The sequence below is a fragment of the Pseudomonas sp. Yb2C2 genome (genome assembly GCF_052112325.1).
GTDB classification, from domain to species: domain Bacteria; phylum Pseudomonadota; class Gammaproteobacteria; order Pseudomonadales; family Pseudomonadaceae; genus Aquipseudomonas; species Aquipseudomonas marginalis.
Genome location: NZ_JAVAJK010000001.1, coordinates 322,801 through 348,743 on the forward strand (window position 1 = coordinate 322,801; position 25,943 = coordinate 348,743).

10 protein-coding genes and 2 pseudogenes are annotated in these 25,943 nt (G+C 64.6%); 6 read left to right on the plus strand and 6 right to left on the minus strand.

Going from position 1 to position 25,943, the window contains the following annotated elements:
* Positions 1 to 12 precede the first annotated feature (12 nt).
* Complete coding sequence (locus Q8X51_RS01540) at positions 13 to 12,909, plus strand: non-ribosomal peptide synthetase (RefSeq protein WP_407693442.1); 12,897 nt, start codon at positions 13 to 15, stop codon at positions 12,907 to 12,909.
* 1,147 nt (positions 12,910 to 14,056) lie between these two features.
* Here Q8X51_RS01540 and dsbG read toward each other — a convergent pair.
* The 3 genes from dsbG to dsbD are packed head-to-tail and all read right to left on the minus strand — an operon-like array spanning position 14,057 to position 17,372.
* Positions 14,057 to 14,818, minus strand: coding sequence for a thiol:disulfide interchange protein DsbG (dsbG, locus tag Q8X51_RS01545; RefSeq protein WP_065940531.1), 762 nt, complete (start codon positions 14,816 to 14,818; stop codon positions 14,057 to 14,059).
* The gene (locus tag Q8X51_RS01550; RefSeq protein ID WP_065927226.1) at positions 14,794 to 15,645 is read right to left on the minus strand and encodes a TlpA disulfide reductase family protein; all 852 of its coding nucleotides are present in this window, start codon (positions 15,643 to 15,645) and stop codon (positions 14,794 to 14,796) included. Before Q8X51_RS01550 ends, dsbG begins: the two co-directional genes overlap by 25 nt.
* Positions 15,645 to 17,372, minus strand: a complete 1,728-nt coding sequence (dsbD, locus tag Q8X51_RS01555; protein WP_407693443.1) for a protein-disulfide reductase DsbD — start codon at positions 17,370 to 17,372, stop codon at positions 15,645 to 15,647. Before dsbD ends, Q8X51_RS01550 begins: the two co-directional genes overlap by 1 nt.
* Positions 17,373 to 17,548: 176 nt before the next feature.
* Between dsbD and Q8X51_RS01560 the strand changes: the two genes are divergently transcribed.
* The 5 genes from Q8X51_RS01560 to Q8X51_RS01580 all read left to right on the plus strand — a co-directional run bounded on the left by Q8X51_RS01560 (position 17,549) and on the right by Q8X51_RS01580 (position 22,303).
* A complete protein-coding gene (locus Q8X51_RS01560) occupies positions 17,549 to 18,229 on the plus strand; it encodes a response regulator (RefSeq protein WP_065927228.1) in 681 nt (226 codons plus the stop codon).
* On the plus strand, positions 18,226 to 19,548 hold the full coding sequence (locus tag Q8X51_RS01565) for an ATP-binding protein (protein WP_065927229.1): 1,323 nt from the start codon (positions 18,226 to 18,228) through the stop codon (positions 19,546 to 19,548). Before Q8X51_RS01560 ends, Q8X51_RS01565 begins: the two co-directional genes overlap by 4 nt.
* Before the next feature lie 123 nt (positions 19,549 to 19,671).
* Complete coding sequence (locus Q8X51_RS01570) at positions 19,672 to 20,439, plus strand: N-acetylmuramoyl-L-alanine amidase (protein ID WP_407693444.1); 768 nt, start codon at positions 19,672 to 19,674, stop codon at positions 20,437 to 20,439.
* Positions 20,440 to 20,604: 165 nt separating this feature from the next.
* Positions 20,605 to 21,999 (plus strand): aspartate aminotransferase family protein, encoded by a 1,395-nt coding sequence (locus Q8X51_RS01575; RefSeq protein WP_407693445.1) that lies wholly within the window; start codon positions 20,605 to 20,607, stop codon positions 21,997 to 21,999.
* 82 nt (positions 22,000 to 22,081) lie between these two features.
* Positions 22,082 to 22,303, plus strand: coding sequence for an MbtH family protein (locus tag Q8X51_RS01580; protein WP_027603905.1), 222 nt, complete (start codon positions 22,082 to 22,084; stop codon positions 22,301 to 22,303).
* Between the two features lie 245 nt (positions 22,304 to 22,548).
* Here Q8X51_RS01580 and Q8X51_RS01585 read toward each other — a convergent pair.
* The 3 genes and pseudogenes from Q8X51_RS01585 to Q8X51_RS01595 all read right to left on the minus strand — a co-directional run.
* A pseudogene (locus Q8X51_RS01585) lies at positions 22,549 to 22,968 on the minus strand (mechanosensitive ion channel family protein); the annotation flags it as partial.
* A 220-nt stretch (positions 22,969 to 23,188) separates the two neighbouring features.
* A pseudogene (locus tag Q8X51_RS01590) lies at positions 23,189 to 23,578 on the minus strand (mechanosensitive ion channel family protein); the annotation flags it as partial.
* A gap of 197 nt (positions 23,579 to 23,775) precedes the next feature.
* Complete coding sequence (locus Q8X51_RS01595) at positions 23,776 to 25,941, minus strand: mechanosensitive ion channel family protein (RefSeq protein ID WP_315872346.1); 2,166 nt, start codon at positions 25,939 to 25,941, stop codon at positions 23,776 to 23,778.
* Between the last annotated feature and the right edge of the window lie 2 nt (positions 25,942 to 25,943).

Sequence of the window (25,943 nt, forward strand, 5' to 3'; positions counted from 1 at the left end):
GGCAGGAACCCCATGATGGACGCCTTCGAACTTCCCCGCACCCTGGTCGAGTCCCTTCAACGTCGCGCCGCCCAGGCCCCGGACCAGGTCGCCCTGCGCTTCCTCGCCGAGTCGGCCGAGCACAACGTGGTACTCAGTTACCGTGACCTGGACCAACGCGCCCGCACCATCGCCGCCGCCCTCCAGGCCAATGCGGCACAGGGCGACCGTGCGGTGCTGCTGTTCCCCAGTGGCCCGGACTACGTCGCGGCGTTCTTCGGCTGCCTGTACGCCGGAGTGATCGCGGTGCCGGCCTACCCGCCGGAGTCCACCCGCCGTCATCACCAGGAGCGTTTGCTGTCGATTATCGGTGACGCCGAACCGCGTCTGTTGCTGACCATCGCCAGCCTGGCCGATGGCCTCGCGCAGATCGAAAACGCGCCGCCGGTGCTGAGTGTCGACACCCTCGACGCACAGATCGCCAGCGCCTGGAGCGCCCCCGACCTGCACCCCGACGACATCGCCTTCCTGCAATACACCTCCGGCTCCACCGCGTTGCCCAAGGGCGTGCAAGTCAGCCACGGCAACCTGGTGGCCAACGAAGTGCTGATCCGGCGCGGCTTTGGCATCGACCTGAACCCTGACGACGTGATCGTCAGCTGGCTGCCGCTGTACCACGACATGGGCCTGATCGGTGGCCTGCTGCAACCGATTTTCAGCGGCGTGCCGTGCGTATTGATGTCGCCGGCCTATTTCCTCGGCCGGCCGCTGCGCTGGCTCGAAGCGATCAGCGAATACCGCGGCACCATCAGCGGCGGGCCGGATTTCGCCTACCGCCTGTGCAGCGAGCGGGTCAGTGAGTCGGCCCTGGAACGCCTGGACTTGAGCAACTGGCGCGTGGCCTATTCCGGCTCCGAACCGATCCGCCTCGACACCCTCGAGCGCTTCGCCGAGAAGTTCGCCGCCTGCGGGTTTACCTCGGATAGTTTCTTCGCCTCCTACGGCCTGGCCGAAGCCACCCTGTTTGTCGCCGGCGGCCGGCGTGGCCATGGCATCCCGGCGCTGCGCGTCGACGAGCAGGCCCTGGCCGCCAACCGCGCCGAGCCGGGGCAGGGCAGTGCGATCATGAGTTGCGGCACCTCCCAGCCGGAACACGCTGTGCTGATCGCCGACCCGCACACACTGAGCGAGCTGGCCGACAACTGCGTCGGCGAACTCTGGGCCAGCGGCCCGAGCATCGCCCACGGCTACTGGCGCAACCCGGAGGCCAGCGCCAAGACCTTCGTGCAGCATGCCGGCCGTACCTGGCTGCGCACCGGTGACCTGGGCTTTATCCGCGAGGGCGAGGTGTACATCACCGGTCGCCTGAAAGACCTGCTGATCGTGCGCGCTCATAACCTGTACCCCCAGGACATCGAACAGACCATCGAGCGTGAAGTGGAAGTGGTGCGCAAGGGCCGGGTCGCGGCGTTTGCGGTGAATGACAACGGCCTGGAAGGCATCGGCATCGCCGCGGAAATCAGCCGCAGCGTGCAGAAGATCCTGCCGCCTGAAGCGCTGATCAAAGCCATCCGCCAAGCCGTGGCCGAGGCCTATCAAGAAGCGCCGTGCGTGGTGGTGCTACTCAACCCCGGCGGCCTGCCCAAGACCTCAAGCGGCAAGGTGCAGCGTGCGGCGTGCGCGCTTCGGCAGGCCGACGGCAGCCTCGACTGCTACGCGCAGTTCCCCGATCTGCACGCCCAGGCGAGCGCTGTTGTGCTGGAATCCGAACTGCAAAGCCGGATCGCCGCGATCTGGTGCGAGCAGTTGCAGGTTGCCACGGTGGCGGCCGATGACCACTTCTTCCTGCTCGGCGGCAACTCCATCACCGCCACTCAGGTGGTGGCGCGCCTGCGGGAAACCCTCGGCCTGGAGCTGAACCTGCGCCTGCTGTTCGAGGCGCCGACGCTGTCCGGGTTCGCCGCCGGCGTGGCGCACCTGCAACAGGACGGCGGCATTGCCCAAGGTGCGATCCGCCCGTTGTCGCGCCAGGACGAACTGCCCCAATCCCTGGCCCAGAACCGCCTGTGGATCACCTGGCAACTGGACCCGCAAAGCAGCGCCTACACCATCCCCGGCGCCCTGCGCCTGCGTGGCGAGCTGGATGAAGACGCGCTGCGCTCGAGCTTCCAGCACCTGATCCAGCGCCACGAAGCCCTGCGCACCCGCTTCTATGAACGGGATGGCCAGGGCTTCCAGCGTGTGGAGGCCAACAGTGATTTCGACCTGCAGGTTATCGATCTCAGCGCCTTGCCCGTCGCCGAGCGTGAAGCCCGCGCGCAACAGATCCGGGAGGACGAAGCCCGTACCCTGTTCGACCTGGAAAAAGGCCCGCTGCTGTGGGTGACCCTGGTGCGCCTGGACGAAGACGATCACCAGTTGCTGGTGACCCTGCACCACATCATCGCCGATGGCTGGTCGTTGAATATCCTCCTCGACGAGTTCTCGCGCCTGTACGCCGCCGCAAGCCAGGGCCAGGCCCTGGCGTTGCCGCCACTGGCCTTGCAGTACGCCGACTACGGCAGCTGGCAGCGCCAATGGCTGGCCGACGGTGAAGGCCAGCGCCAACTGGCGTACTGGAAAGCGCAGTTGGGCGACGAGCATCCGACCCTGAGCCTGGCCACCGACCACCCGCGTGCGGCCCGGCAACGCCACAGTGCGTCGCGCCATAGTGTGCGCCTGAGTGTCAGCCTCAGCGAGGCGATTCGCCAGACCGCCCAGACCCACGAGTCCACGCCGTTCATGCTGTTGCTGGCGGCGTTCCAGACCTTGCTCTACCGCTACAGCGGCCAGCGCGATATCCGCATCGGCGTGCCCAACGCCAACCGCCCGCGCCAGGAAACCCAAGGTCTGATCGGCTTCTTTATCAACACCCTGGTGCTGCGGGCCGAGCTGGACGGGCGCCGGCCTTTCACTGAGCTGCTGGCCGCCACCCGCCAGACTGCATTGGGCGCCCAGGCCCATCAGGACCTGCCCTTCGAGCAACTGCTGGAAGCCTTCCCGCAAGCCCGCGAACAAGGCCTGTTCCAGGTCATGTTCAACCACCAGCAACGTGACCTCAGCGCCTTGCGCCGCCTGCCGGGCATGCTCGCCGACGAGCTGCCCTGGCACAGCCGCGAAGCCAAGTTCGACCTGCAGCTGCACAGCGAAGAAGACCGCAACGGGCGCCTGAGCCTGTCCTTCGACTACGCCGATGAACTGTTCGACAGCGCGACGATCCAGCGCCTGGCCGAGCACTTCATCCACCTGTTGCAAGCGGTCTGTGAGCAACCGCAGCAAGCCCTCGGCGACATCCAGCTGATGCAGCAGGATGAACAGCAAAGGTGGTGCCAGGCGCCGTGCGCACCGGCTCAACAATGGCTGCCCGAACTGCTCAACCAGCACACCTCGGACAACACCGCGCTGGTTTGGCAGGACGGCAGCCTGACCTTCGCCCAACTGCACACCCAGGCCAACCGCCTGGCCCATTACCTGCGCGACAAAGGCGTCGGCCCGGACGTGTGCGTAGCCATCGCCGCCGAGCGTTCGCCGCAGTTGCTGGTGGGCCTGCTGGCGATCATCAAGGCCGGTGGCGCCTATGTGCCGCTGGACCCGGATTACCCTGCCGAGCGCCTGGCCTACATGCTCAAGGACAGCGGCGTGCACCTGCTGTTGACCCAGACCGCATTGCTGGACCGCGTGCCGAGTGCCGAAGGCGTGTGCGTGATTGCCATGGACAGCCTGCACCTCGACAGCTGGCCGACCCAGCCGCCCGGCCTGCACCTCGATGGCGACAACCTCGCCTATGTGATCTACACCTCCGGCTCCACCGGCCAGCCCAAGGGCGTGGGCAATACCCATGCGGCCCTGGCCGAGCGCTTGCAGTGGATGCAGGCCACCTATCAACTCAATGACAGCGACGTGCTGATGCAAAAGGCACCGATCAGTTTCGACGTGTCGGTGTGGGAATGCTTCTGGCCGTTGATCACCGGTTGCCGCCTGGTGCTGGCCGGTCCTGGCGAGCACCGCGATCCGCACCGCATCGCGCAGTTGGTGCAGGCGCACGGCGTGACCACGCTGCACTTTGTGCCGCCGCTGTTGCAGCTGTTTATCGACGAACCGCTGGTGCCCGAGTGCACCAGCCTGCGTCGCCTGTTCTCCGGTGGCGAAGCCTTGCCTGCCGAGTTGCGCAATCGCGTATTGGCGCAGTTGCCGGCGGTGCAATTGCACAACCGCTATGGCCCGACCGAGACCGCGATCAACGTCACCCACTGGCAGTGCCGCGCCGAGGATGGCGAGCGCTCGCCGATTGGCCGGCCGCTGGGCAATGTGATCTGCCGCGTGCTGGACGAGCAGCTCAACCCGTTGCCGGCCGGTGTGCCGGGCGAACTGTGCATTGGCGGCATCGGCCTGGCGCGCGGTTACCTTGGGCGTGCCGGTTTGACCGCTGAGCGCTTTGTCGCCGACCCGCTGGGCGAGGCGGGCGCGCGCCTGTATCGCACCGGTGACCGCGCACGCTGGAGCGCCGATGGCGTGCTCGAATACCTCGGCCGTCTCGATCAGCAGGTCAAGCTGCGCGGCTTCCGGGTGGAACCGGAAGAAATCGAAGCGCGCCTGCTGGCCCTGGACGGTGTCGCCCAGGCCGTGGTGCTGGTGCGTGACGCGCAGTTGATCGGTTACTACACCGCCCATGCCGCCCTCGACGAACAGGACGTCAAAGCCGCCCTGGCCGCCGAGCTGCCGGAGTACATGGTGCCCGCGCAACTGATGCGCCTGGACGCGATGCCCCTGAGCCCCAGCGGCAAGCTCGACCGTCGCGCATTGCCGGCGCCGGTGTGGCAAACCCGCGAACACATCGAGCCCGAAACACCGTTGCAGCAGCAGATTGCAGCGATCTGGCGCGAAGTGCTCGGCGTGCCGAAAATCGGCCTGCGCGATGACTTTTTCGCCCTCGGCGGCCACTCGTTGCTGGCCACGCAAATCATCTCCCGCACCCGCCAGGCCTGCGACGTCGAATTGCCGTTGCGCACCTTGTTCGAGGCCAGCGAGCTGGGGGCTTTTGCCGAGCAAGTCGGCCTGATCCAGGCCAGCGGTCAACGCAACCAGCAAACCGCAATCGCCACAGTCGACCGCAGCCTGCCGGTGCCGTTGTCGTATTCCCAGCAGCGCATGTGGTTTCTCTGGCAGATGGAACCGGACAGCCCGGCCTACAACGTCGGCGGCATGGCGCGCCTGCGTGGCGTGCTGGATGTGGGGCGTTTCGAGGCGGCGTTGCAGGCCTTGATCATGCGCCACGAAACCCTGCGCACTACATTCCCGAGTGTCGACGGCGTGGCCTATCAAAAGGTGTCGGCGCAGACCGGCCTGCGCATGGACTGGCAGGATATGTCGGCGTTGAACGAAGGCGAGCGCGAGCAGCGTTTGCAGCAACTGGCCGACCACGAGGCGCACACCCCGTTCAACCTGGAAACCGGGCCACTGCTGCGTGCGTGCCTGGTCAAGGCCGGTGAGCGGGAGCACTACCTGGTGCTGACCCTGCACCATATCGTCACCGAAGGCTGGGCCATGGACATCTTTGCCCGTGAACTCAGCGCGCTGTACGAAGCCTTTATCGATGAGCGCCTGTCACCGCTGGCGCCGTTGCCGGTGCAGTACCTGGACTACAGCGTGTGGCAACGCCAGTGGCTGGAGTCCGGCGAACGCCAACGCCAATTGGACTACTGGACCGCGCAACTGGGCAACGAACACCCACTGCTCGAATTGCCCGGCGACCGCCCACGGCCACCGGTGCAAAGTCACCGGGGCGAGCTGTACCGCTTCGACCTCAGCGACGATCTGGCCGCCCGTGTGCGTGCCTTCAACGCCGAACGTGGCCTGACCCTGTTCATGACCATGACCGCCACCCTGGCCGTGCTGCTCTACCGCTACAGCGGCCAGACCGACCTGCGTATCGGCGCGCCGGTGGCCAACCGCATTCGCCCGGAAAGCGAAGGGCTGATCGGCGCGTTCCTCAACACCCAGGTGCTGCGTTGCCAGCTCACGGGGCAGATGAGTGTTGCCGAGCTGTTCGAGCAGGTCCGTCACACCGTGATCGAAGGCCAGTCCCATCAGGACCTGCCGTTCGACCATCTGGTGGAGGCCCTGCAACCGCCACGCAGCGCGGCGTACAACCCATTGTTCCAGGTGATGTGCAACGTGCAGCGCTGGGAATTCCAGCAGAGCCGCCAACTGGCCGGCATGACCGTCGAATACCTGGCCAACGATGCTCGCGCGACCAAGTTCGACCTCAACCTGGAAGTCACCGACCTCGACCACCGCCTGGGTTGCTGCCTGACCTACAGCACCGATTTGTTCGATGAACCGCGCATCGCGCGCATGGCCGAGCATTGGCGCAACCTGCTCGAAGCGTTGATCGCCAACCCGCAACAACGCCTCAGCGAACTGCCGTTGCTGAGCGCCACCGAGCAACGCGCGTTGCAGGACAGCCTGGGCGTGGAGGCGGGCGAGCATCGTCTCGACCAGTGCCTCCAGCAACTGTTCAGCCAGCAGGCGCTCAAGCGTGGCGATGCCCCGGCGCTGACCTTTGCCGGTGTGACCCTCACCTACGCTGAACTCGACGCCCGCGCCAACCGCCTGGCCTGGATGCTGCGCGAGCGCGGCGTGGGCCCGCAGGTGCGGGTCGGCCTGGCGCTGCCGCGCTCGCTGGAAATGGTCATCGGCCTGCTGGCGATCCTCAAGGCCGGTGGCGCCTATGTGCCGCTGGACCCGGAATACCCGCTGGACCGCCTGCACTACATGATCGAAGACAGCGGCATCGGCCTGTTGCTCAGCGATGCAGCGATGTTCGACGCCCTTGGCGAATTGCCGGCGAGCGTGGCCTGCTGGTGCCTGGAAGATGACTTGCCGGTGCTGGCCAATTACCCGGCCGGCGAGCTGCCGTTTATCAGTTTGCCGCAACATCAGGCCTACCTGATCTACACCTCCGGTTCCACCGGTAAACCCAAGGGTGTGGTGGTGTCCCACGGTGAAATCGCCATGCATTGCCAGGCCGTGATCGAGCGCTTCGGCATGCGCCCGGACGATTGCGAGCTGCATTTCTATTCGATCAACTTCGACGCCGCCACCGAGCGTTTGCTGGTGCCGCTGCTCAGCGGTGCCCAGGTGGTCCTGCGCGCCCAGGGCCAGTGGGATGCCGAGGAAATCTGCGGGCTGATCCGTACCCATGGCATCACCATCCTTGGTTTTACCCCGAGCTACGGCAGCCAGTTGGCGCAGTGGCTGGCGACCCAGCACCAGACCTTGCCGGTGCGCATGTGCATCACCGGCGGCGAAGCGCTGACCGGCGAACACTTGCAGCGTATCCGCGTGGCGTTCCAGCCCGAGGTGTTTTTCAATGCCTATGGGCCGACCGAAACCGTGGTCATGCCCCTGGCCAGCCTGGCGCCGCAGCAGTTGGAAGAGGGCGCCGCCAGCGTGCCGATCGGCAGCATCATCGGCGATCGCGTGGCCTATATTCTCGACGCCGACCTGGCCTTGGTACCACAAGGCGCGACCGGCGAGTTGTATGTGGGCGGCGCCGGTCTGGCCCAGGGTTACCACGAACGTCCGGGGATGACGGCCGAACGGTTTGTCGCCGACCCGTTTGCCCGCCAGGGCGGTCGCCTGTATCGCACCGGCGACCTGGTGCGCCAGCGCGCCGATGGCCTGGTGGAGTACCTGGGGCGTATCGATCACCAGGTGAAGATTCGCGGTTTCCGTATCGAACTGGGCGAGATCGAAACCCGCCTGCTGGAGCACGCAGCCGTGCGCGAAGCGGTGGTGCTGGCGCTGGATTCGCCGAGTGGCAAGCAACTGGTGGCGTACCTGGTCAGCGACGCCGACCACGGCACCTTGCGTGAGGCGCTCAAGGCCCATCTCAAGGCGCAACTGCCGGACTACATGGTGCCCGCGCACCTGATCGTACTCGACAGCATGCCGCTGACCGCCAACGGCAAGCTCGACCGCCGCGCCCTGCCGCAACCCGATCCCGAGGCCAATCGGCAACAGTACGTGGCGCCGCGCAACGAGCTGGAAAGCACCTTGGCAGCGATCTGGTGCGCGGTGTTGAACGTGCAGCAAGTCGGCCTCGACGATAACTTCTTTGAACTGGGCGGCGATTCGATCCTGTCGATCCAGGTGGTCAGCCGCGCGCGGCAGGCGGGGATTCATTTCAGCCCTCGCGACCTGTTCCAGCACCAGACCGTGCAAACCCTGGCCGGGGTGGCCACGCGCTCCGAGCAGGTCAGCGCCGAGCAAGGCGTGCTCACCGGCGCTTCGGGCCTTACACCGATCCAGCACTGGTTCTTTGACACCGATATTCCCGCGCGCCAGCACTGGAACCAGGCGCTGGTGCTCAAGCCGCTGCAACTGCTCGAGCCTCATCGCCTGGAGCAAGCGCTGCTGGCGGTACTCGAACACCACGACGCCCTGCGCCTGAGCTTTACCCGGCGCGATGCGCAATGGCATGCCGAACACCTGGCCGTGCCGAAAGGCGGCGTGCTGATGCAGGCGCAAGTGCGCGACATGCAACAGTGCACCGCGCTGTTCACCGACACCCAGCGCAGCCTCGACCTGCAACACGGCCCGCTGGTGCGTGCCTTGCTGGTGGATGGCCCCCAAGGCCAGCAACGCTTGCTGATCGCGATCCATCACCTGGTGGTGGACGGTGTGTCGTGGCGCGTGTTGCTCGAAGACCTGCAAAACGTTTACCGCCAGCTCAGCGACGGCCAGTCCGTCAGCCTGCCGGCCAAGACCAGCGCCCTGCGCGATTGGGCCGCGCGCTTGCAGGCGTATGCCGGCAGCGAATCCCTGCGTGAAGAACTGAGCCTGTGGCAGGACCGGTTGGCCGGCTCTGACGCGGCATTGCCCGTGGCCCGCCCGCACGGTTCGCTGCGCAACCGTGATGCCGATACCGTCAGCGTGCGCCTGGATGCCGAACACACCCGCCAGTTGCTGCAACAGGCGCCGAGCGCCTACCGCACCCAGGTCAACGACCTGCTGCTGACCGCCCTGGCCCGTGTGCTGTGCCGCTGGAGCGGGCATGATTCGGCGCTGATCCAGCTCGAAGGCCATGGCCGCGAAAGCCTGTTCGACGACATCGACCTGACCCGCAGCGTCGGCTGGTTCACCAGCGCTTACCCGCTGCGCCTGACCCCGCAAACCGGGCAGGGCGATTCGATCAAGGCGATCAAGGAACAGCTGCGTGCGGTGCCCCATAAAGGTTTGGGCTATGGCGTGCTGCGTTACCTCGCCGATGACCTGTGCAAACAGAGCATGGCCGCCTTGCCGAGTGCGCAGATCACCTTTAACTACCTTGGCCAGTTCGACCAAAGCTTCGGCGCCGATGCACTGTTCCACCCACTGGACGAATCGGCGGGCCTGGCCCATGACCCGGATGCGCCGCTGCCCAACGAACTGAGTGTGGACAGCCAGGTGTACGGCGGCGAACTGGTGCTGCGCTGGACCTTCAGCCGCGAACGCCACGACCCACAGGCCATCCAGGACCTGGCGCAGGCCTACCTGGCCGAACTGCAAGCGTTGGTCGCCCATTGCCTGGAGGACAACGCCGGCGGCCTCACGCCGTCCGACTTCCCCCTGGCGCACTTGAGCCAGTCGCAACTCGACAGCTTGCCGGTACCGGCCAGCGCCATCGAAGACGTGTACCCGCTGACCCCGATGCAAGAGGGCCTGCTGCTGCACACCCTGCTGGAACCGGGCACCGGCCTCTACTACATGCAGGACCGCTACCGCATCAACAGCGCTCTGGACCCCGAGCGTTTCGCCCAGGCCTGGCAAGCGGTGATCGCTCGCCACGAAGCCTTGCGCGCCTCGTTCTGCTGGAACGTCGGCGAAGACATGCTGCAAGTGATCCACAAGCCGGGCAGCACGCCGATCGAGTACCTGGATTGGAGTGCCGACCAGGAAAGTGAACAGGAACCGCGCCTGCAAGCGCTGCTCAAGGCCGAACGCGAAGCCGGTTTCGATCTGCTCAACCAGGCGCCGTTCCACCTGCGCCTGATCCGCGTCGGTGAAGCGCGCTACTGGTTCATGATGAGCAACCACCACATCCTGATCGATGCCTGGTGCCGCTCGCTGCTGATGAATGACTTCTTCGATATCTACATGGCCCTTGGCGAAGGCCGTGAGGCGCAGCTGGCCACGCCGCCGCGCTACCGCGACTACATCGCCTGGCTGCAACGCCAGAACCTGGCCGAAGCACGCCAGTGGTGGCAGCAGAACCTGCAAGGGTTCGAGCGCACCACGCCGATCCCCAGCGACCGGCCGTTCCTGCGCGAACATGCCGGCCACAGTGGCGGCATGGTGGTGGGTGACTGCTACACCCGCCTCGACGCCCGTGACGGTGCGCAACTTCGCGAACTGGCCCAGGCCCATCAACTCACCGTCAACACCTTTGCCCAGGCGGCCTGGGCCTTGGTGCTGCGACGCTTGAGTGGCGAGCGTGACGTGCTGTTCGGCGTCACTGTGGCCGGGCGCCCGGTGGAAATGCCCGAGATGCAACGCACCGTCGGCCTGTTTATCAACAGCATCGCGCTGCGGGTGAAGCTGCCCGAAGACGACCAGCGTTGCAGCGTACGCCAGTGGTTGAACGCGTTGCTCGACAGCAATATGCAACTGCGCGAGTACGAATACCTGCCGCTGGTGACGATCCAGGAACACAGCGAACTGCCCAAGGGCCAGCCGCTGTTCGACAGCCTGTTCGTGTTCGAAAACGCCCCGGTGGAAGTCTCGGTGCTGGACCGCGCCCACAGCCTGAATGCCACCTCGGACTCCGGCCGCACCCACACCAATTTCCCGCTGACCGCCGTGTGCTACCCGGGGGATGACCTCGGCCTGCACCTGTCCTACGACCAGCGTTACTTCGATGAAACCACCGTGCAGGGCATGCTCGGTGAATTCAAGCGCCTGCTGCTGGCGCTGGTGCAGGGCTTCCATGGTGACATGGCCGACCTGCCACTGATGGGCGAACAGGAACGCGCGTTCCTGTTGGACGGCTGCAACCAGAGCGAACACGCCTACCCGCTGGAACGCAGCTATATCGAGCTGTTCGAAGCCCAGGTGAGCGCGCATCCGCAGCGCATCGCCGCCCGTTGCCTGGACCGGCAATGGACCTATGACGAGCTGAACCGGCGCAGTAACGGCCTGGGTCATGCACTGATTGCGGCGGGCGTCGGCCTGGACCAACCGGTGGCGTTGCTGGCCGAGCGTAACCTCGACCTGCTGGGCATGATCATCGGCAGCTTCAAGGCCGGTGCCGGTTACCTGCCGTTGGACCCGGGCCTGCCACGCCCGCGCCTGAGCCGCATCATCGACCTGAGTCGCACACCGTTGCTGGTCTGCACCGAAGCGTGCCGCGAGCAGGCCATCGAGCTGCTGGACGGCGTCGACTGCCAGTTGCTGGTGTGGGAGGACGTGCCTGCCCGTGGGGAAAATCCGGGCATCTACAGCGGCCCGGACAACCTTGCCTACGTGATCTACACCTCGGGCTCCACCGGCTTGCCCAAAGGCGTAATGGTCGAACAGCGCGGCATGCTCAATAACCAATTGAGCAAGGTGCCGTATATGGACCTGACGCCAGCGGATGTGATCGCCCAGACCGCCTCGCAAAGCTTCGATATTTCCGTGTGGCAATTCCTCGCCGCGCCGCTGTTCGGCGCACGGGTGGATATCGTGCCGAACAGCATCGCCCACGATCCGCAGGGCTTGCTGGCCCATGTGCAGGCACACGGCATCACCGTGCTGGAAAGCGTGCCGTCGCTGATCCAGGGCATGCTTGCCCAGGATCGCATCAACCTGGACGGTTTGCGCTGGATGCTGCCGACCGGTGAAGCGATGCCGCCGGAGCTGGCGCACCAGTGGTTGTTGCGTTACCCGGAGATCGGCCTGGTCAACGCCTACGGCCCGGCGGAATGTTCGGACGATGTGGCGTTCTTCCGCGTCGACCTGGCGTCCACCCGTGGCACTTACCTGCCGATTGGTACGCCGACGGACAATAACCGTTTGTACGTGGTGGATGGCGCGCTGGAATTGGTGCCCCAGGGGGCGGTCGGTGAGTTGTGCGTGGCCGGCACCGGGGTGGGCCGTGGGTATGTCAGCGATCCGCTGCGCACCGCCCAGGTGTTTGTGCCGAACCCGTTCGGCGCACCGGGAGAGCGCCTGTACCGCACCGGCGACCTGGCACGGCGGCGCAGCGATGGCGTGCTGGAGTACGTCGGGCGTATCGACCATCAGGTGAAGATTCGCGGCTACCGCATCGAGCTGGGTGAAATCGAAGCGCGCCTGCACGAACATCCGCAAGTGCGCGACGCGGCAGTGGGCGTGCAGGAAGGCGTCAACGGCAAGCATCTGGTGGGTTACCTGGTGGCCGCCGATGAGAGGCTGAATCCGGGCGAACGCCTGGACCGCATCAAGCAACGCCTGCGCGCCGAACTGCCGGAGTACATGGTGCCGCTGCACTGGCTATGGCTCGAGCGCCTGCCGCTCAACGCCAACGGCAAACTCGACCGCAAGGCCCTGCCGGAACTGGAGATCGGCCAGTTGCACAGCCAGGACTACCTGGCACCACGCAACGAACTGGAAAACACCTTGGCCGCGATCTGGGCCGAGGTGCTGAAAGTCGACAGGGTCGGCGTGCAGGACAACTTCTTCGAACTGGGCGGCCACTCGTTGCTGGCCACGCAGATTGCTTCGCGCGTGCAGAAGACCCTGCAGCGGGATGTGCCGCTGCGGGCGATGTTCGAATGCAGCACGGTGGCGGAGTTGGCCGCGTACATCGAGGGGCTGGCGGCCAATGAAATCAGTGCGGAGAAGGTGGATCGGTTGAGTGATTTGATGGCGGAGTTGGAGGGGCTATAATTTTCGCTGGGGTTGAGGGCCTCATCGGTATCTACACAACGTTCAGTGGTCTGTGCCTCAACACTCGGCATCTCGCCTAGGCTCGGTGTGCCCTCACTCCGGCTTTGGAGCGTGGGCCGCCATGCCCAAAGCCTGTGTTCGGCCAGCGTGTTTGACGGGGCGATTTGAGATCAAAAGCCAAAGCGCGGCGGCCTTAGAGCCGACCGGTTTTTTGTCTGATGTACTGGGTTAAAAATGTGGGAGGGGGCACCCCGATGAGCATAAGTATCTACACAATTTTTCAGCGGTCTGTGGCGAGGGAGATTGCTTCCGTGGCGGCCTTCGGGCCGACCATGTCGTTGGGTTTGGGTGAGTACATATCCGTTGCTGCGGTCACGGCTACCTATGGTTCCGCCCTTACGGCGGGTCACTTTTGGAAGAGCGCCAAAAGTAACCAAAAACGCTTCGCCCCAACACTCGGCACCTCGCCTAGGCTCGGTGTGCCCTCACTCCGGCTTTGGAGCGTGGGCCGCCGCGATGGGCCATCCTTGGCCCAGCGCGGCTAACCCGGCGTCCTGCCGGGTTACCCACGCTCCAAAGCCTGCGTTCGGCCAGCGTGTTTGACGGGGCGATCCCAGATCAAAAACAAAGCGAGGCGGCCTTAAAGCCGACCTGATTATTGAAGCGTGCGCGGTGTGGCTTCTACTTCCTTAACCGCTGACGAAGTCAGCAATCTTTTGATCTGCTCTGGCTCTGGCTCTGGCTTTTGATCTTGATCTCAGGCGCCCCGTTAACCACGCTGGCCGAACGCAGGCTTGAATCCGTGGGTAACCCGGCAGGACGCCGGGTTAGCCGTCCTGGGCCAAGGATGGCCCATGACGGCGGCCCACGGATTCAAGCCTGCGTTCGGGCATACCGAGCCTAGGCGAGGTACCGAGTGGTGGGGCAAGAGCCTTTTGGTTACTTTGGGGCTTTTCCAAAGTGACCCGCCGTAAGGGCGGAACCCATAGCCGCCGTGACCGCAGCAACGGATATGTACTCGGTCAAATCCAACGACATGGTCGGCCCAAAGGCCGCCACGGAAACAAGCTCCCTCACCACAAAGAGATTTTTCAGCCTGAAAGTTGTGTAGATACCCATGCCCCGATGGCGTCAGACCAGGCGCCGCTTACTTCGGCCCCATAATCTTCGCCAACTTCTCCGGCGACGGCGCCCCTTGCTGTTGCTGCAAGCCGCCCTTGTCATCCAGGTAGAAAATCGCCGGCGTCGCCGACAGTTCCAGCTCATCCATCAACTTCATATTGGCATCGAGCTTGGCTTCGATGTCCGCCGGGATCTTGGCCAGCGCCTGCAATTTGCTGCCCTTGCCGGCGGCTTCATGTTCTTCCAGGGCCTTTTGCGGGTCCTTGGCGGCGAACAGGGCGGCCGACTTGGCGGCGCTGTCTTCGCGGATGATGCCGACCATGATGTGGCGCAACTGCACCTTGCCGGCTTTTACCCATGGCCGCGCCTGTTCCCAGAACATGTTGCAGTACGGGCAGTTGGGGTCGCTGAACAGGTAGACGATGCGCGGGGCGTTTTTGTCGCCGTCCTGGATCCAGCTGCTTTTTTCCATTTTGGCCCAGACTTCCTTGGCCATCGGCGCGTACACCAGTTTTTCCAGGGGCGCGCTGCTCAGGTCATTGCCCTGGGCGTCGTACAGGTTGCCGGCGATCACGCTCTTGCCGTCGGCGGTCAGGTACAGCGCCATGCCGCGGTTCTGGTATTGCGCGGCGTAGCCGGTGAGGCCGCTGGGGGCGTCGAACTTGCCGAGGATTTTGGCGCCTTTGGCTTCGATCTGTTTGATCGGTGCCGGCCAGTCTTCGGCCTGGGCCAGGGTGGCCGCCAGCGTCAGCGGCAGCAGGGTCAGCAGGTGGCGGAGGCGAGGCATGTCGGTTTCCTTGTGGCGGCAGGGGCGGTGTCGAAGGGTTCCATGGCACGGGCCAGGCTGGCCTGGGACAACTCGCCCAGGTGGCTGTTGATCAGGCGCCCGTCGGCTTGGTAGAACAGCGTGGTGGGCAGGGCCATGGAGCCCACGGCCTGGCCGAGGCGGCCGCTGGCGTCGAACAACACGTTGTCGAGGGTCAGGCCTTGGGTGGCGAGGAAGGTGCTGACGCTTTGCATGCTTTCGGCCTGGTTGACGAACAGGAAGGTCACGTCGGGGCGCATGCGCTGGGCGTTTTCCAGCACCGGCATTTCGCGGCGGCACGGCGGGCACCAGGTGGCCCACAGGTTGATCACCAGCGGGCCGCCCTGGTAATCCGCCAGTTGCACCACTTCGCCATTGGCGTTGCGCAAGGTGATGTCCGGCAGGCGTGTGCCTTTTTCATACACGCTCAAGGACAGGCTGGTCATGCCCCAGAACACCAGCCCGGTGATGACCCCGGCGCTCAGGGGCTTGCGCAGCGCCGGGCGACGCCAGCCATAGAGCAGTGCACCGAGGATCAGGGCGACGATACCGGGCCAGGCGAGAAAACCGCCGTCGCGCAGGTCGACCATCTGCAGCCAGTCGTTGCTGTAGTAACTCCAGTACATCAGCACGAAGCTGACGCGGGCCGCCAGCATGCCCAGCAGGAACAGGCTGAACAGCACCGATTCCGGATTTTCACCGCCACGCTTGGCCACGCGCCAACCCACCAGGGTGGCGAGAATCAACGCGCTGATCAGCAGGATGTGATTCAGGGCGATGGCGAAGGTGCCGATGGTCAGGGTCAGCATCAGAGGGCGTCCCGGGCTTGAGTCCAGCGTTGCAGGAAAGCGGCGGCATCCACTTCGCCGGTGATGCGCTGGGCGCGGCGTTCCTCACCGTCAGGGCCGATCCACACGAAGCTGGGCGGCCCCGGCACCTGGTAGCGGCCCAGCAGTGCGCGGCTGGCGGCATTGTCGGCGGTGACGTCGAGGCGTAGCAGGCGTACATCCTTCAGCGCGTCGAGCACTTCGGGTTTGCCGAACACCTGTTTTTCCATGATCTTGCACGACACGCACCAGTCGGCGTAGTAGTCCAGCAGCACCCATTGGCCCTGGGCCTTGGCGCTGTCGAGCTGGCCTTGCAGCACGCCCGGGTCATTGATGGTCATGAAGGCTTCGTGGGCGGTGGGTGCGGCAGTGGTCCGCGAGCCGCTGTAGACCTTCAACGGTTGCCACAGGTCGTCGCTGCCACCCGCCGCACCCACCAGCAGCAGGCCGCCCCACACCCCCACGACCACGGAACCGGCGCCGAACAGCATGGCGACCCGCCCGAAATCCTGGGCCAGGCGCCAGCCGCAATAGGCCATGGACATGGCCAGCACGCCCCACAGGCCGAGCCACAGGCTTTCGTCGATCACCGGGCGAATCATCAGCACGGCGGTGGCCAGGAACAGGAAGCCGAAGATGCCCTTGAGCACATTCATCCAGGTGCCCGGCTTGGGCAGGAAACGGTTGCCCACGGTCACCAGCAACAGCAGCGGCACGCCAATGCCGATGCCCATGGCGAACAGGATCAGGCCGCCGTGCAGGGCATTGCCGCTCTGGGCGATGTACAGCAATGCACCGGCCAGGGGCGCGGTCATGCACGGCCCCACCAGCAGGCCGGACAGCGCGCCGAGCACCCCGGCGCCGACCAGGCTGCCGCCGCTCTGGTTGCGGCTGACGTTATCCAGGCGATCGCGCAAGGCCACGGGCAGTTGCAGTTCGAAGAAGCCGAACATCGGCAGGGCGAGGATCACGAACAAGGCGGCGAAGCTGCCGAGGATCCACGGGGTTTGCAACAGCGCCGCGAGGTTGGCGCCGAGCAGGGCGGCGAGTACACCGAGCGCCGCATACACCAGCGCCATGCACACCACGTAGCTGCCGGCCAGGGCAAAGCCGCGACGCGGGCTGGCGCCACTGCCCACCACCAGGCCGGCGAGGATCGGCAGCATCGGCAACGAACACGGGGCAAACGCCAGCAGCAGGCCCAGGCCGAAGAACACCAGCAGGCTCCAGCCCAGGCTGCGTTGTTGCAGGCCGCTGGCCAGGCTCTGGTCCTGGGCTTCGGCGGTGGCCGCAACGGCGGGGTTGCCGCCCAGGTCTACGCTGATCGACTGCGGCGGATAGCACAGCCCCGCATCGGCGCAGCCCTGCCAGCCGAGCTTGACCTGGCCGGTGACACCGGCGGGAATCTTCACTTCCAGGCCCTGGCGATACACTTCCTGCTCGCCAAAGAACTCGTCGCTATGGGCTTCGCCCTGGGGCAGCGGCGGTTTTTCGGCGAGGCCATCAAACTTCATGCGCTGCTTGTACAGGTAATAACCGTCGGCAATCTGCCAATACAGCTGGGTCTCGCCACTTTCAAGACGTTCGGAGGTAAAGGTGAAGGCCTTGCCCACCGGGAGGAAATCGGCTTTGGTCTCAAACGGATTGCCCGGCGCGGCCTGGGCGAACCCCGCGAATAACACCAGCAGAAAGGTAAACAGATGCCGCATGGTCAAGCCTTAGTTCGATGCAAGTGAGGCACACAATGTGTGGCGTTGATTAACCGATGATTAACCGGGCGCTATTCTAAAGTGTAGGGATTATCTGAGCTTGCATCTTTTCACGGCATAATCTGCGCTTAATCCGTTGCACTTTTAATCCCCCCATCTTTCATGAAGGGTTCAGCATGCACGTACTGGTCTGTGAAGACGACGAACTGATCGCCAGCGGCATCGTGGCCGGCCTCGGTGCCCAGGGCTTTACAGTCGAGCGCGTGGCCACGGCTGCCGCTGCGCGCGCGATGCTCAAGGCGGCGACCTTCGACATCATGGTGCTCGACCTCGGCCTGCCCGACGAAGACGGCCTCAAGCTGCTGCAACAGCTGCGCAGCCAGGGCCTGGAGATTCCGGTGCTGATCCTTACCGCGCGGGACTCGGTGACCAACCGCGTCGACGGCCTGCAAGCCGGTGCCGATGACTACCTGCTCAAACCCTTCGACCTGCGCGAATTGGCCGCACGCCTGCAAACCCTGCTGCGCCGGATGGCGGGGCGCAGCGTCAACCTGATCGAGCACGGCCGGCTGACCTACGACCCGAGCAGTCGCGAAACCCTGTTGGGCGGCCAGCCGGTGGACCTGTCCCGACGTGAACAGGCGCTGTTGCAGGCGCTGCTGCACAACAAGGGCCGGGTGCTGTCCAGCGAGCAACTCAAGGACAGCGTCTACGGCTTCAACGATGAACTGGAAAGCAACGCCCTCAACGTGCATATCCATCACCTGCGGCGCAAGTTGGGCAATGGCATCGTCGAGACCGTACGCGGCCTGGGTTATCGCCTCGGCCCGGCAGATGATGGAGAGAACGCTTCGTGAAAAGCCTGCGCCTGCGCCTGACGTTCAAGCTCGGCGCCGCGTTTGTGCTGATCTGGGCCCTGGCGGCGGCCTGGATGCTTAACGACCTGCGCAACCAGATGATGTTTTCCCTCGACCAGCGCCTGGTGGCGTCGGCGCGCATGGTGGCGGGCCTGACCGAGCAGATGCCGGGCCTGGCCAGTGTCAGCGGCGGCGCGCATTTCAGTGCCGAGCAACTGAATGTGCCGGGGGGCATGGCCTGCCAGGTCAGCTCCTTGCGCGGGGAAATCCTCGCCCGCAGCCATACCACGCCGGATGAGGGCCTGGAGTCGCGCAAGAGCGGCTTTCGTGACCAAGTCATCGATGGCGTGGGATGGCGCAGTTTTACCCTGTCCCGTGGCGACCTGTTGATCACCACCGCCGACCGCCAGGTGGAGCGCGAGGCGCTGAACCTGTCGATCCTGCTCGCCGCCTCGGTGCCGGTGGGCGTGGCGATGCTCGGTTGCCTGTGCCTGTTGTGGCTGGGCATCGGCCAGAGCCTGCTGCCGCTCAACCGCATGCGTGACGCGCTGATGCGCCGCAGTGCCGATTCCCTCGAACCGTTGCAGATCCACCCATTGCCCAGCGAACTCAAGCCGCTGCTCGACACCCAGAACCAACTGCTGCAACGCATCGCCAAGACCATCGAGCGCGAACGCCGCCTCACCGGCGACGCCGCCCACGAGCTGCGCAGCCCGCTGACGGCGATCAAGACCCACCTGCAAGTGGCGCGCATGACCGAGGGCGCGGCCCGCGACCAATCCCTGGCCCATGCCGAGGAGGGCGCCGACCGCTTGCATCGCACCCTGGAGCAATTGCTGCTGTTGGCGCGGGTGGAAGGCAGCCTGTCATTCGACGATGGCTTGCAGTCCAGCGCCGAGGAAGTCGCGCGGCTGGCGATCCAGGACGCGAATGCCGGCGATAATGGGCGTATCGACCTGAACCTGGCGGACAACCTCAGCGAAACCCCGGTGGACATGCCGGTGGGCCTGGCGGTCGCGGCCCTGCGCAACCTGCTGGACAACGCCCTGCGCCATACACCCGCAGACACACGGGTGGAGCTCAGTGTGTTCACCGCCGCCGATCACGTGATCTTCCGCGTGCGCGACCACGGCAAGCAGATCTCCCCCGAAGACCTGCAATACCTCACCCAACGCTTCTGGCGCAATGGCAACAGCGAGGGCTGTGGCCTGGGCCTGGCGATCGTGCAGGCGATCGTGCAGCGCTGTTCCTGCTCGTTGACGTTCGATAGCCAGGTGGATGGCCTGCGCGTTGACCTGGGCATGCCGTTGCGACGCTGACCGCGTTTTTTCACAAGCCAAATAGTTACCGCCCGCTTGAAGTGCAAGCCTTCAGGATGGCGGTAATTTTTTTGCGCTTGAACGGGCCGAAAGACTCGGCCTGTATTGAAAAGGACGGTTCTTATGTTGGTCATCGATACCAGTTTCCCCGCCAGGGATTTCAACGAACGTCACGGCGAACCTGTGCGGCAGGTGATCCTGCATTACACCGCGGCGCCGTTCGCCTCCTCTTTGCGCACCCTGACCCGGAACGGGATCAGCGCGCATTACCTGCTGCCAGATCCCCATGAGCCCGGCTACCGCGCCGCCGGGTATGACGAGTTGCGCGTGTTCCGCCTGGTGCACGAAAACCAGCGCGCCTGGCATGCCGGGGCGAGTCACTGGGCGGGGCGCGATAACCTCAACAGTCGGGCGATCGGCATCGAGATTGTCAACCTGGCCCGGGATGACGGGGGCGTATTCACCTTTCCAGCGTACGGCCAGGAGCAGGTGGCGGTGTTGATTGCATTGCTTCGCGACATCCTTGGGCGTTACCCGCAGATCGGGCCGGCCGACATTCTCGGGCACTCGGACTTGGCGTACTGGCGCAAGAGCGATCCGGGACCGCGCCTGCCGTGGCGCGGTTTGTTCGAGGCGGGAGTCGGGGCGTGGTTCGACGAGTCGACGCGGGCCATGTACCAGCGCCGGTTTTGTGTCGGGCTGCCGCCAGAAGTGGAGGTGGAGCGGGCATTTCAGCGCTATGGCTATAAGCCGGCGCAGAATCGCCAGGCGTTCGAGCAGCGCACCCGGGCGTTTCAGATGCACTTTCGGGCGCGGGATTATTGTGGTGTGTTGGATGCCGAGACCTGCGCGATCCTGTATGCCCTGAATGAAAAGTACCGCGGACTGTAAAGCCCGGCATATTTGGATCTTCATGCATCAGTTACCGACAACAGCCCTAAATCCGATTGAAGCTGGTGCGTTTCCAGAACAGGAAATCCGTGCGCATGCCCTTGGGCCAGACGCCAACGGATCGGCAGTTTGGTCACCATCATCCGCGTATTGAGGGATCGAGAGATGTCAGTCGCTACCAGCCGTATCGAAGATACCCAGGTGCATGAAACGCTTTATCAGTTCGACGAAAGCCCGCTGCTGGCCCGCCAGCGCCAGCAGGAATCCAACGCCCGCAGTTACCCACGGCGCATTCCCCTGGCGCTCAAGCGCGCCAAGGGGATCTACGTGGAAGACGTGGAGGGCCGCAGTTTCATCGATTGCCTGGCCGGCGCCGGCACCCTGGCGTTGGGGCACAACCACCCGGTGGTGATCCAGGCCATCCAGCAAGTGCTGAGCGACGAACTGCCGTTGCACACCCTGGACCTGACCACTCCGGTCAAGGACCAGTTTGTGCAGGACCTGTTCGGCCTGCTGCCGGCGGAGCTGGCGCGGGAAGCCAAGATCCAGTTCTGCGGCCCCACCGGTACCGATGCCGTGGAAGCAGCATTGAAATTGGTGCGTACTGCCACGGGGCGCAGCACGGTGCTGTCGTTCCAGGGCGGTTATCACGGCATGAGCCAGGGCGCGTTGAGCCTGATGGGCAGCCTGGGGCCGAAAAAACCCTTGGGTGCCTTGCTCGGCAATGGCGTGCAGTTTTTGCCATTCCCTTACGACTACCGTTGCCCGTTCGGTCTCGGCGGCGCAGAAGGCGTGCGGGTCAACCTGCATTACCTGGAAAACCTGCTCAACGACCCGGAAGCCGGGGTGTTGCTGCCGGCGGCGGTGATTGTCGAGGTGGTGCAGGGCGAGGGCGGGGTGATCCCGGCCGATCTCGACTGGCTGCGCGGCCTGCGGCGCATCACCGCGCAGGCCGGCGTGGCGTTGATCGTCGATGAGATCCAGAGCGGTTTCGGCCGTACCGGCAAGATGTTTGCCTTCGAACACGCCGGCATCATTCCGGATGTGGTGGTGATGTCCAAGGCCATCGGCGGAAGCCTGCCGTTGGCGGTGGTGGTGTATCGCGACTGGCTCGACACCTGGCTGCCGGGCGCCCATGCCGGGACATTCCGTGGCAATCAGATGGCCATGGCGGCCGGTTCGGCGGTGATGCGCTACCTCAAGGAGCACGACCTGGCCGGCCATGCGACCGTCATGGGCGAGCGCCTGGGCGAACACCTGCGCATCCTGCAGCGTGACTACCCGCACCTGGGGGATATTCGCGGGCGCGGGCTGATGCTCGGTGTGGAACTGGTGGACCCGGACGGCGCCCTGGATATCCAGGGCCACCCGCCGGTGCATCGCCAACTGGCACCGCTGGTACAGCGTGAATGCCTCAAGCGCGGCCTGATCCTCGAGCTGGGCGGCCGGCATGGCGGCGTGGTGCGCTTCCTGCCGCCACTGGTGATCACCGCCGCCGAGATCGACCGCGTGGCCGAGATCTTCGGGCGCGCCCTGGCGGCAGCCGTCGCCAGCCTCTAATTTTTTGGCGTGTTGGTACGTTTCTACAGATATCAGCGCTGCGCATGGTGCGCAGCCAGCCTTTGAGCGATGGAGAACAGCAATGACCTCAGTATTTGACCGCGACGACATCCTGTTTCAGGTAGTGGTCAACCATGAAGAACAGTATTCCATCTGGCCCGACTACAAGGCCGTGCCGGAAGGCTGGCGCACCGTGGGCAAGAGCGGCCTGAAGAAAGAGTGCCTGGCCTACATCGAAGAAACCTGGACCGATATGCGTCCGTTGAGCCTGCGCCAGAAGATGGACGGCGCAACGCTGGCCTGACGCAAAACCTGCAGTAGGCCGGCCTGTCGTGGTGGGCGGGCTTTTTGTGGCAAGCGGGCTTGTTGTGGTGAGCGGGCTTGCCCCGCGCTGGGCTGCGCAGCAGCCCCAAAACCAGCCGCTGAGTTATGTCTGATACACCGAGTGCTTCTTGAGTGGGGCTGCTTCGCAGCCCAGCGCGGGGCAAGCCCGCTCACCACAAAAAGCTCACCACAAACCACAATAAGCTCATCACATTCGCCATGACCTTACGCGTTCTTGTCCTTCTCCAACCCCCCCGCAGCCCCCGTCACCACCTGCACACTCAAGCGCGGCGTGGCCAGGTCCAGACCGGCGTCATCCAGATGCCGCTTCAGTGACAGGTTGAACGCCCGCGACACTTCCCACTGCTTGATCGGCGCCGTCTTGAACCGCGCGCGCAGGATCGCACTGCCCGACTCGAAGCTTTCCACCCCCTGGATCTCCAGCGGCGACCAGATATTGCGGCGTTGCAGCGGATCGTTACGCATTTTCTGGCCGACATCGCGCATCAGCTTGATCGCATCGTCGATTTCCATGTTGTAGGGGATCGCCACCCGGAAGATTGCATAGCCGAACTCCCGCGAGTAGTTCTTGATGCTTTTGATCTCGCTGAACGGGATGGTGTGCACGATGCCGTCAATGTCGCGAGCGGGCTTTTTGTGGTGAGCGGGCTTGCCCCGCGCTGGGCTGCGAAGCAGCCCCAAAACCAGCCGCTGAGTTATGTCTGATACAGCGAGTGCTTCTTGAGTGGGGCTGCTTCGCAGCCCAGCGCGGGGCAAGCCCGCTCACCACAAAAAGCCCGCTCACCACAATAAGCTCATCACATTCGCCATGACGCTTACGCGTTCTTGTCCTTCTCCAACCCCCCGCAGCCCCCGTCACCACTTGCACACTCAAGCGCGGCGTGGCCAGGTCCAGACCGGCGTCATCCAGATGCCGCTTCAGCGACAGGTTGAACGCCCGCGACACTTCCCACTGCTTGATCGGCGCCGTCTTGAACCGCGCGCGCAGGATCGCACTGCCCGACTCGAAGCTTTCCACCCCCTGGATCTCCAACGGCGACCAGATATTGCGGCGTTGCAGCGGATCGTTACGCATTTTCTGGCCGACATCGCGCATCAGCCTGATCGCATCGTCGATTTCCATGTTGTAGGGGATCGCCACCCGGAAGATCGCGTAGCCGAACTCCCGCGAGTAGTTCTTGATGCTCTTGATCTCGCTGAACGGGATGGTGTGCACGATGCTGTCAATGTCGCGAGCGGGCTTTTTGTGGTGAGCGGGCTTGTTGTGGTGAGCGGGCTTGCCCCGCGCTGGGCTGCGAAGCAGCCCCAAAACCAGCCGCTGAGTTATGTCTGATACAGCGAGTGCTTCTTGAGTGGGGCTGCTGCGCAGCCCAGCGCGGGGCAAGCCCGCTCACCACAAACCACAATAAGCTCATCACATTCGCCATGACCTTACGCGTTCTTGTCCTTCTCCAACCCCCCCGCAGCCCCCGTCACCACTTGCACACTCAAGCGCGGCGTGGCCAGGTCCAGACCGGCGTCATCCAGATGCCGCTTCAGTGACAGGTTGAACGCCCGCGACACTTCCCACTGCTTGATCGGCGCCGTCTTGAACCGCGCGCGCAGGATCGCACTGCCCGACTCGAAGCTTTCCACCCCCTGGATCTCCAACGGCGACCAGATATTGCGGCGTTGCAGCGGATCGTTACGCATTTTCTGGCCGACATCGCGCATCAGCTTGATCGCATCGTCGATTTCCATGTTGTAGGGGATCGCCACCCGGAAGATCGCGTAGCCGAACTCCCGCGAGTAGTTCTTGATGCTCTTGATCTCGCTGAACGGGATGGTGTGCACGATGCCGTCAATGTCGCGCAGGCGTACGGTACGGATGGTCAGACCTTCGACGGTGCCGAGGTGGCCGCCGACGTCCACGTAGTCATCGATGGCCAGGGAGTCTTCGATGATGATGAACAGGCCGGTGATCAAGTCGGCCACCAGTGACTGCGCACCAAAACCGATGGCCAGGCCGATCACACCGGCACCGGCCAGCAGCGGCGTGACGTTCATGCCCATGTTCGCCAGGGCGACGATGGCGGCGATGATAAAGATGGTCACGAACAGCACGTTGCGGATCAACGGCATCATGGTCTGCGCGCGGGCATTGGCCAGGCCTTTGCGCGAGCGGGTGAGGGCGTGATGGATGGCGGTGTCGCTGAGGATCCAGATCAACCAGGCAAATAGCAGCGTGCCGCCCAGGCCGAACAGCTTGACGCTGATTTCATGGCCGTCGCCTTCGGTAAAGCGGATCAGCGACAGGCCCCACACCCGCAGCCCCAGTTCGATAAACACCAGCCACACCACCAGGTGGGCGAGGGTGTAGACGAAGCTTTTCAGGCGTTCGGAGTACAGCGCATGGCGCTTGTGCCCACGCTGCGGCTTGAGTGCATGGCGCCGCACCAGGCCGTTGATCACCATGCACAACACCAGCAACACCGTGCACAACAGCGACTGGCGCAGGGCGGTGCTGGTGTCGCCGGCGGAGACGAACGTGGCGAACAGCGAGATGCCCACCAACAGCAAGGCGGGGATGTACCAGAAGGTGCCGATGATCTCGATGGTGTCGCTGAGGGCCCGGCGGGTCAGGCGGCGCGACAGGGGCTGGTTGCGGATCAGGTGGGCGATCGGCCGCCGGAAACGCAGGATGAACACGCCGGTGGACAGCGCGGCCATCACATTGGCGACCGTGGCCGCCGTGTGGGCCAGGTGTTGGCCGAGCGCAGCCACCAGCCGCGGGTCGCTCAAGGCTTCACCAAAGGCGGCAAAGCTGCCGATCCACCACAACGGGCGGAACGCCTGGTGGCGCAGGATATACAGCGCGCGGTGGCGGTGCGGGCCGTCGAGCAGGGAGAAGGCAATCACACAGATCGCCGAGAAACAGGTACCGACCACCAGCGCATAAGCCAGCACCATTGCCAGGGATTTGCCCAGGGACGAGGGCAGGGCGTAGCTCAGGTACACGGTGATCACCAGTGCGATCAGCCAGGGCCCCAATTTGCGCAGGGCGAAGCGCAGCATGTCCCAGGTACGCGGGTGTTGCGGCAACTCCTCGGGCAGGCCGAAGCGCTCGCGTACCCGGTGGCTCAGCCAGATCAACGCGGCTGCCAGCAGGCTCCATACCGCGAGAATCACTGCAAAGCCGAAAATGATCGGCAGCCATTCGCTGGCCGGCAGCATCAGTGCGCTGAGTTCGTCCTTGGCCAGGTCGACTTCATTCGACCAGCGCCCCAGCGGGCTGTCGGCGCCGGAGAACTGCTGCTCCAGGCCCGACAGCGTACTGCCGATCAGCCCGAGCACGCCTTGCTCGGCGGCGGGCTGGGCCTTCTGGGTAGCGGCGCGCAGCTTCTTCAAGTCGCTCAGCAACTGGGTGCGTTGCTGGTCGTTTTCCAGGGTCTTGATCACCTCGTCCAACGACTGCCCCAACGGCACGTCGGCCTGGGGTTGGGTCTTGGTGGTGCCGAGCAGCCCGGGCAGGCCCACCGCTTGGGCAGACGAGAGCGGCAGCAGCGTGAGCAGGGCGATCAGGAAACAGCAGGGCAGCGCAAACAGACGGGAAAGCACGA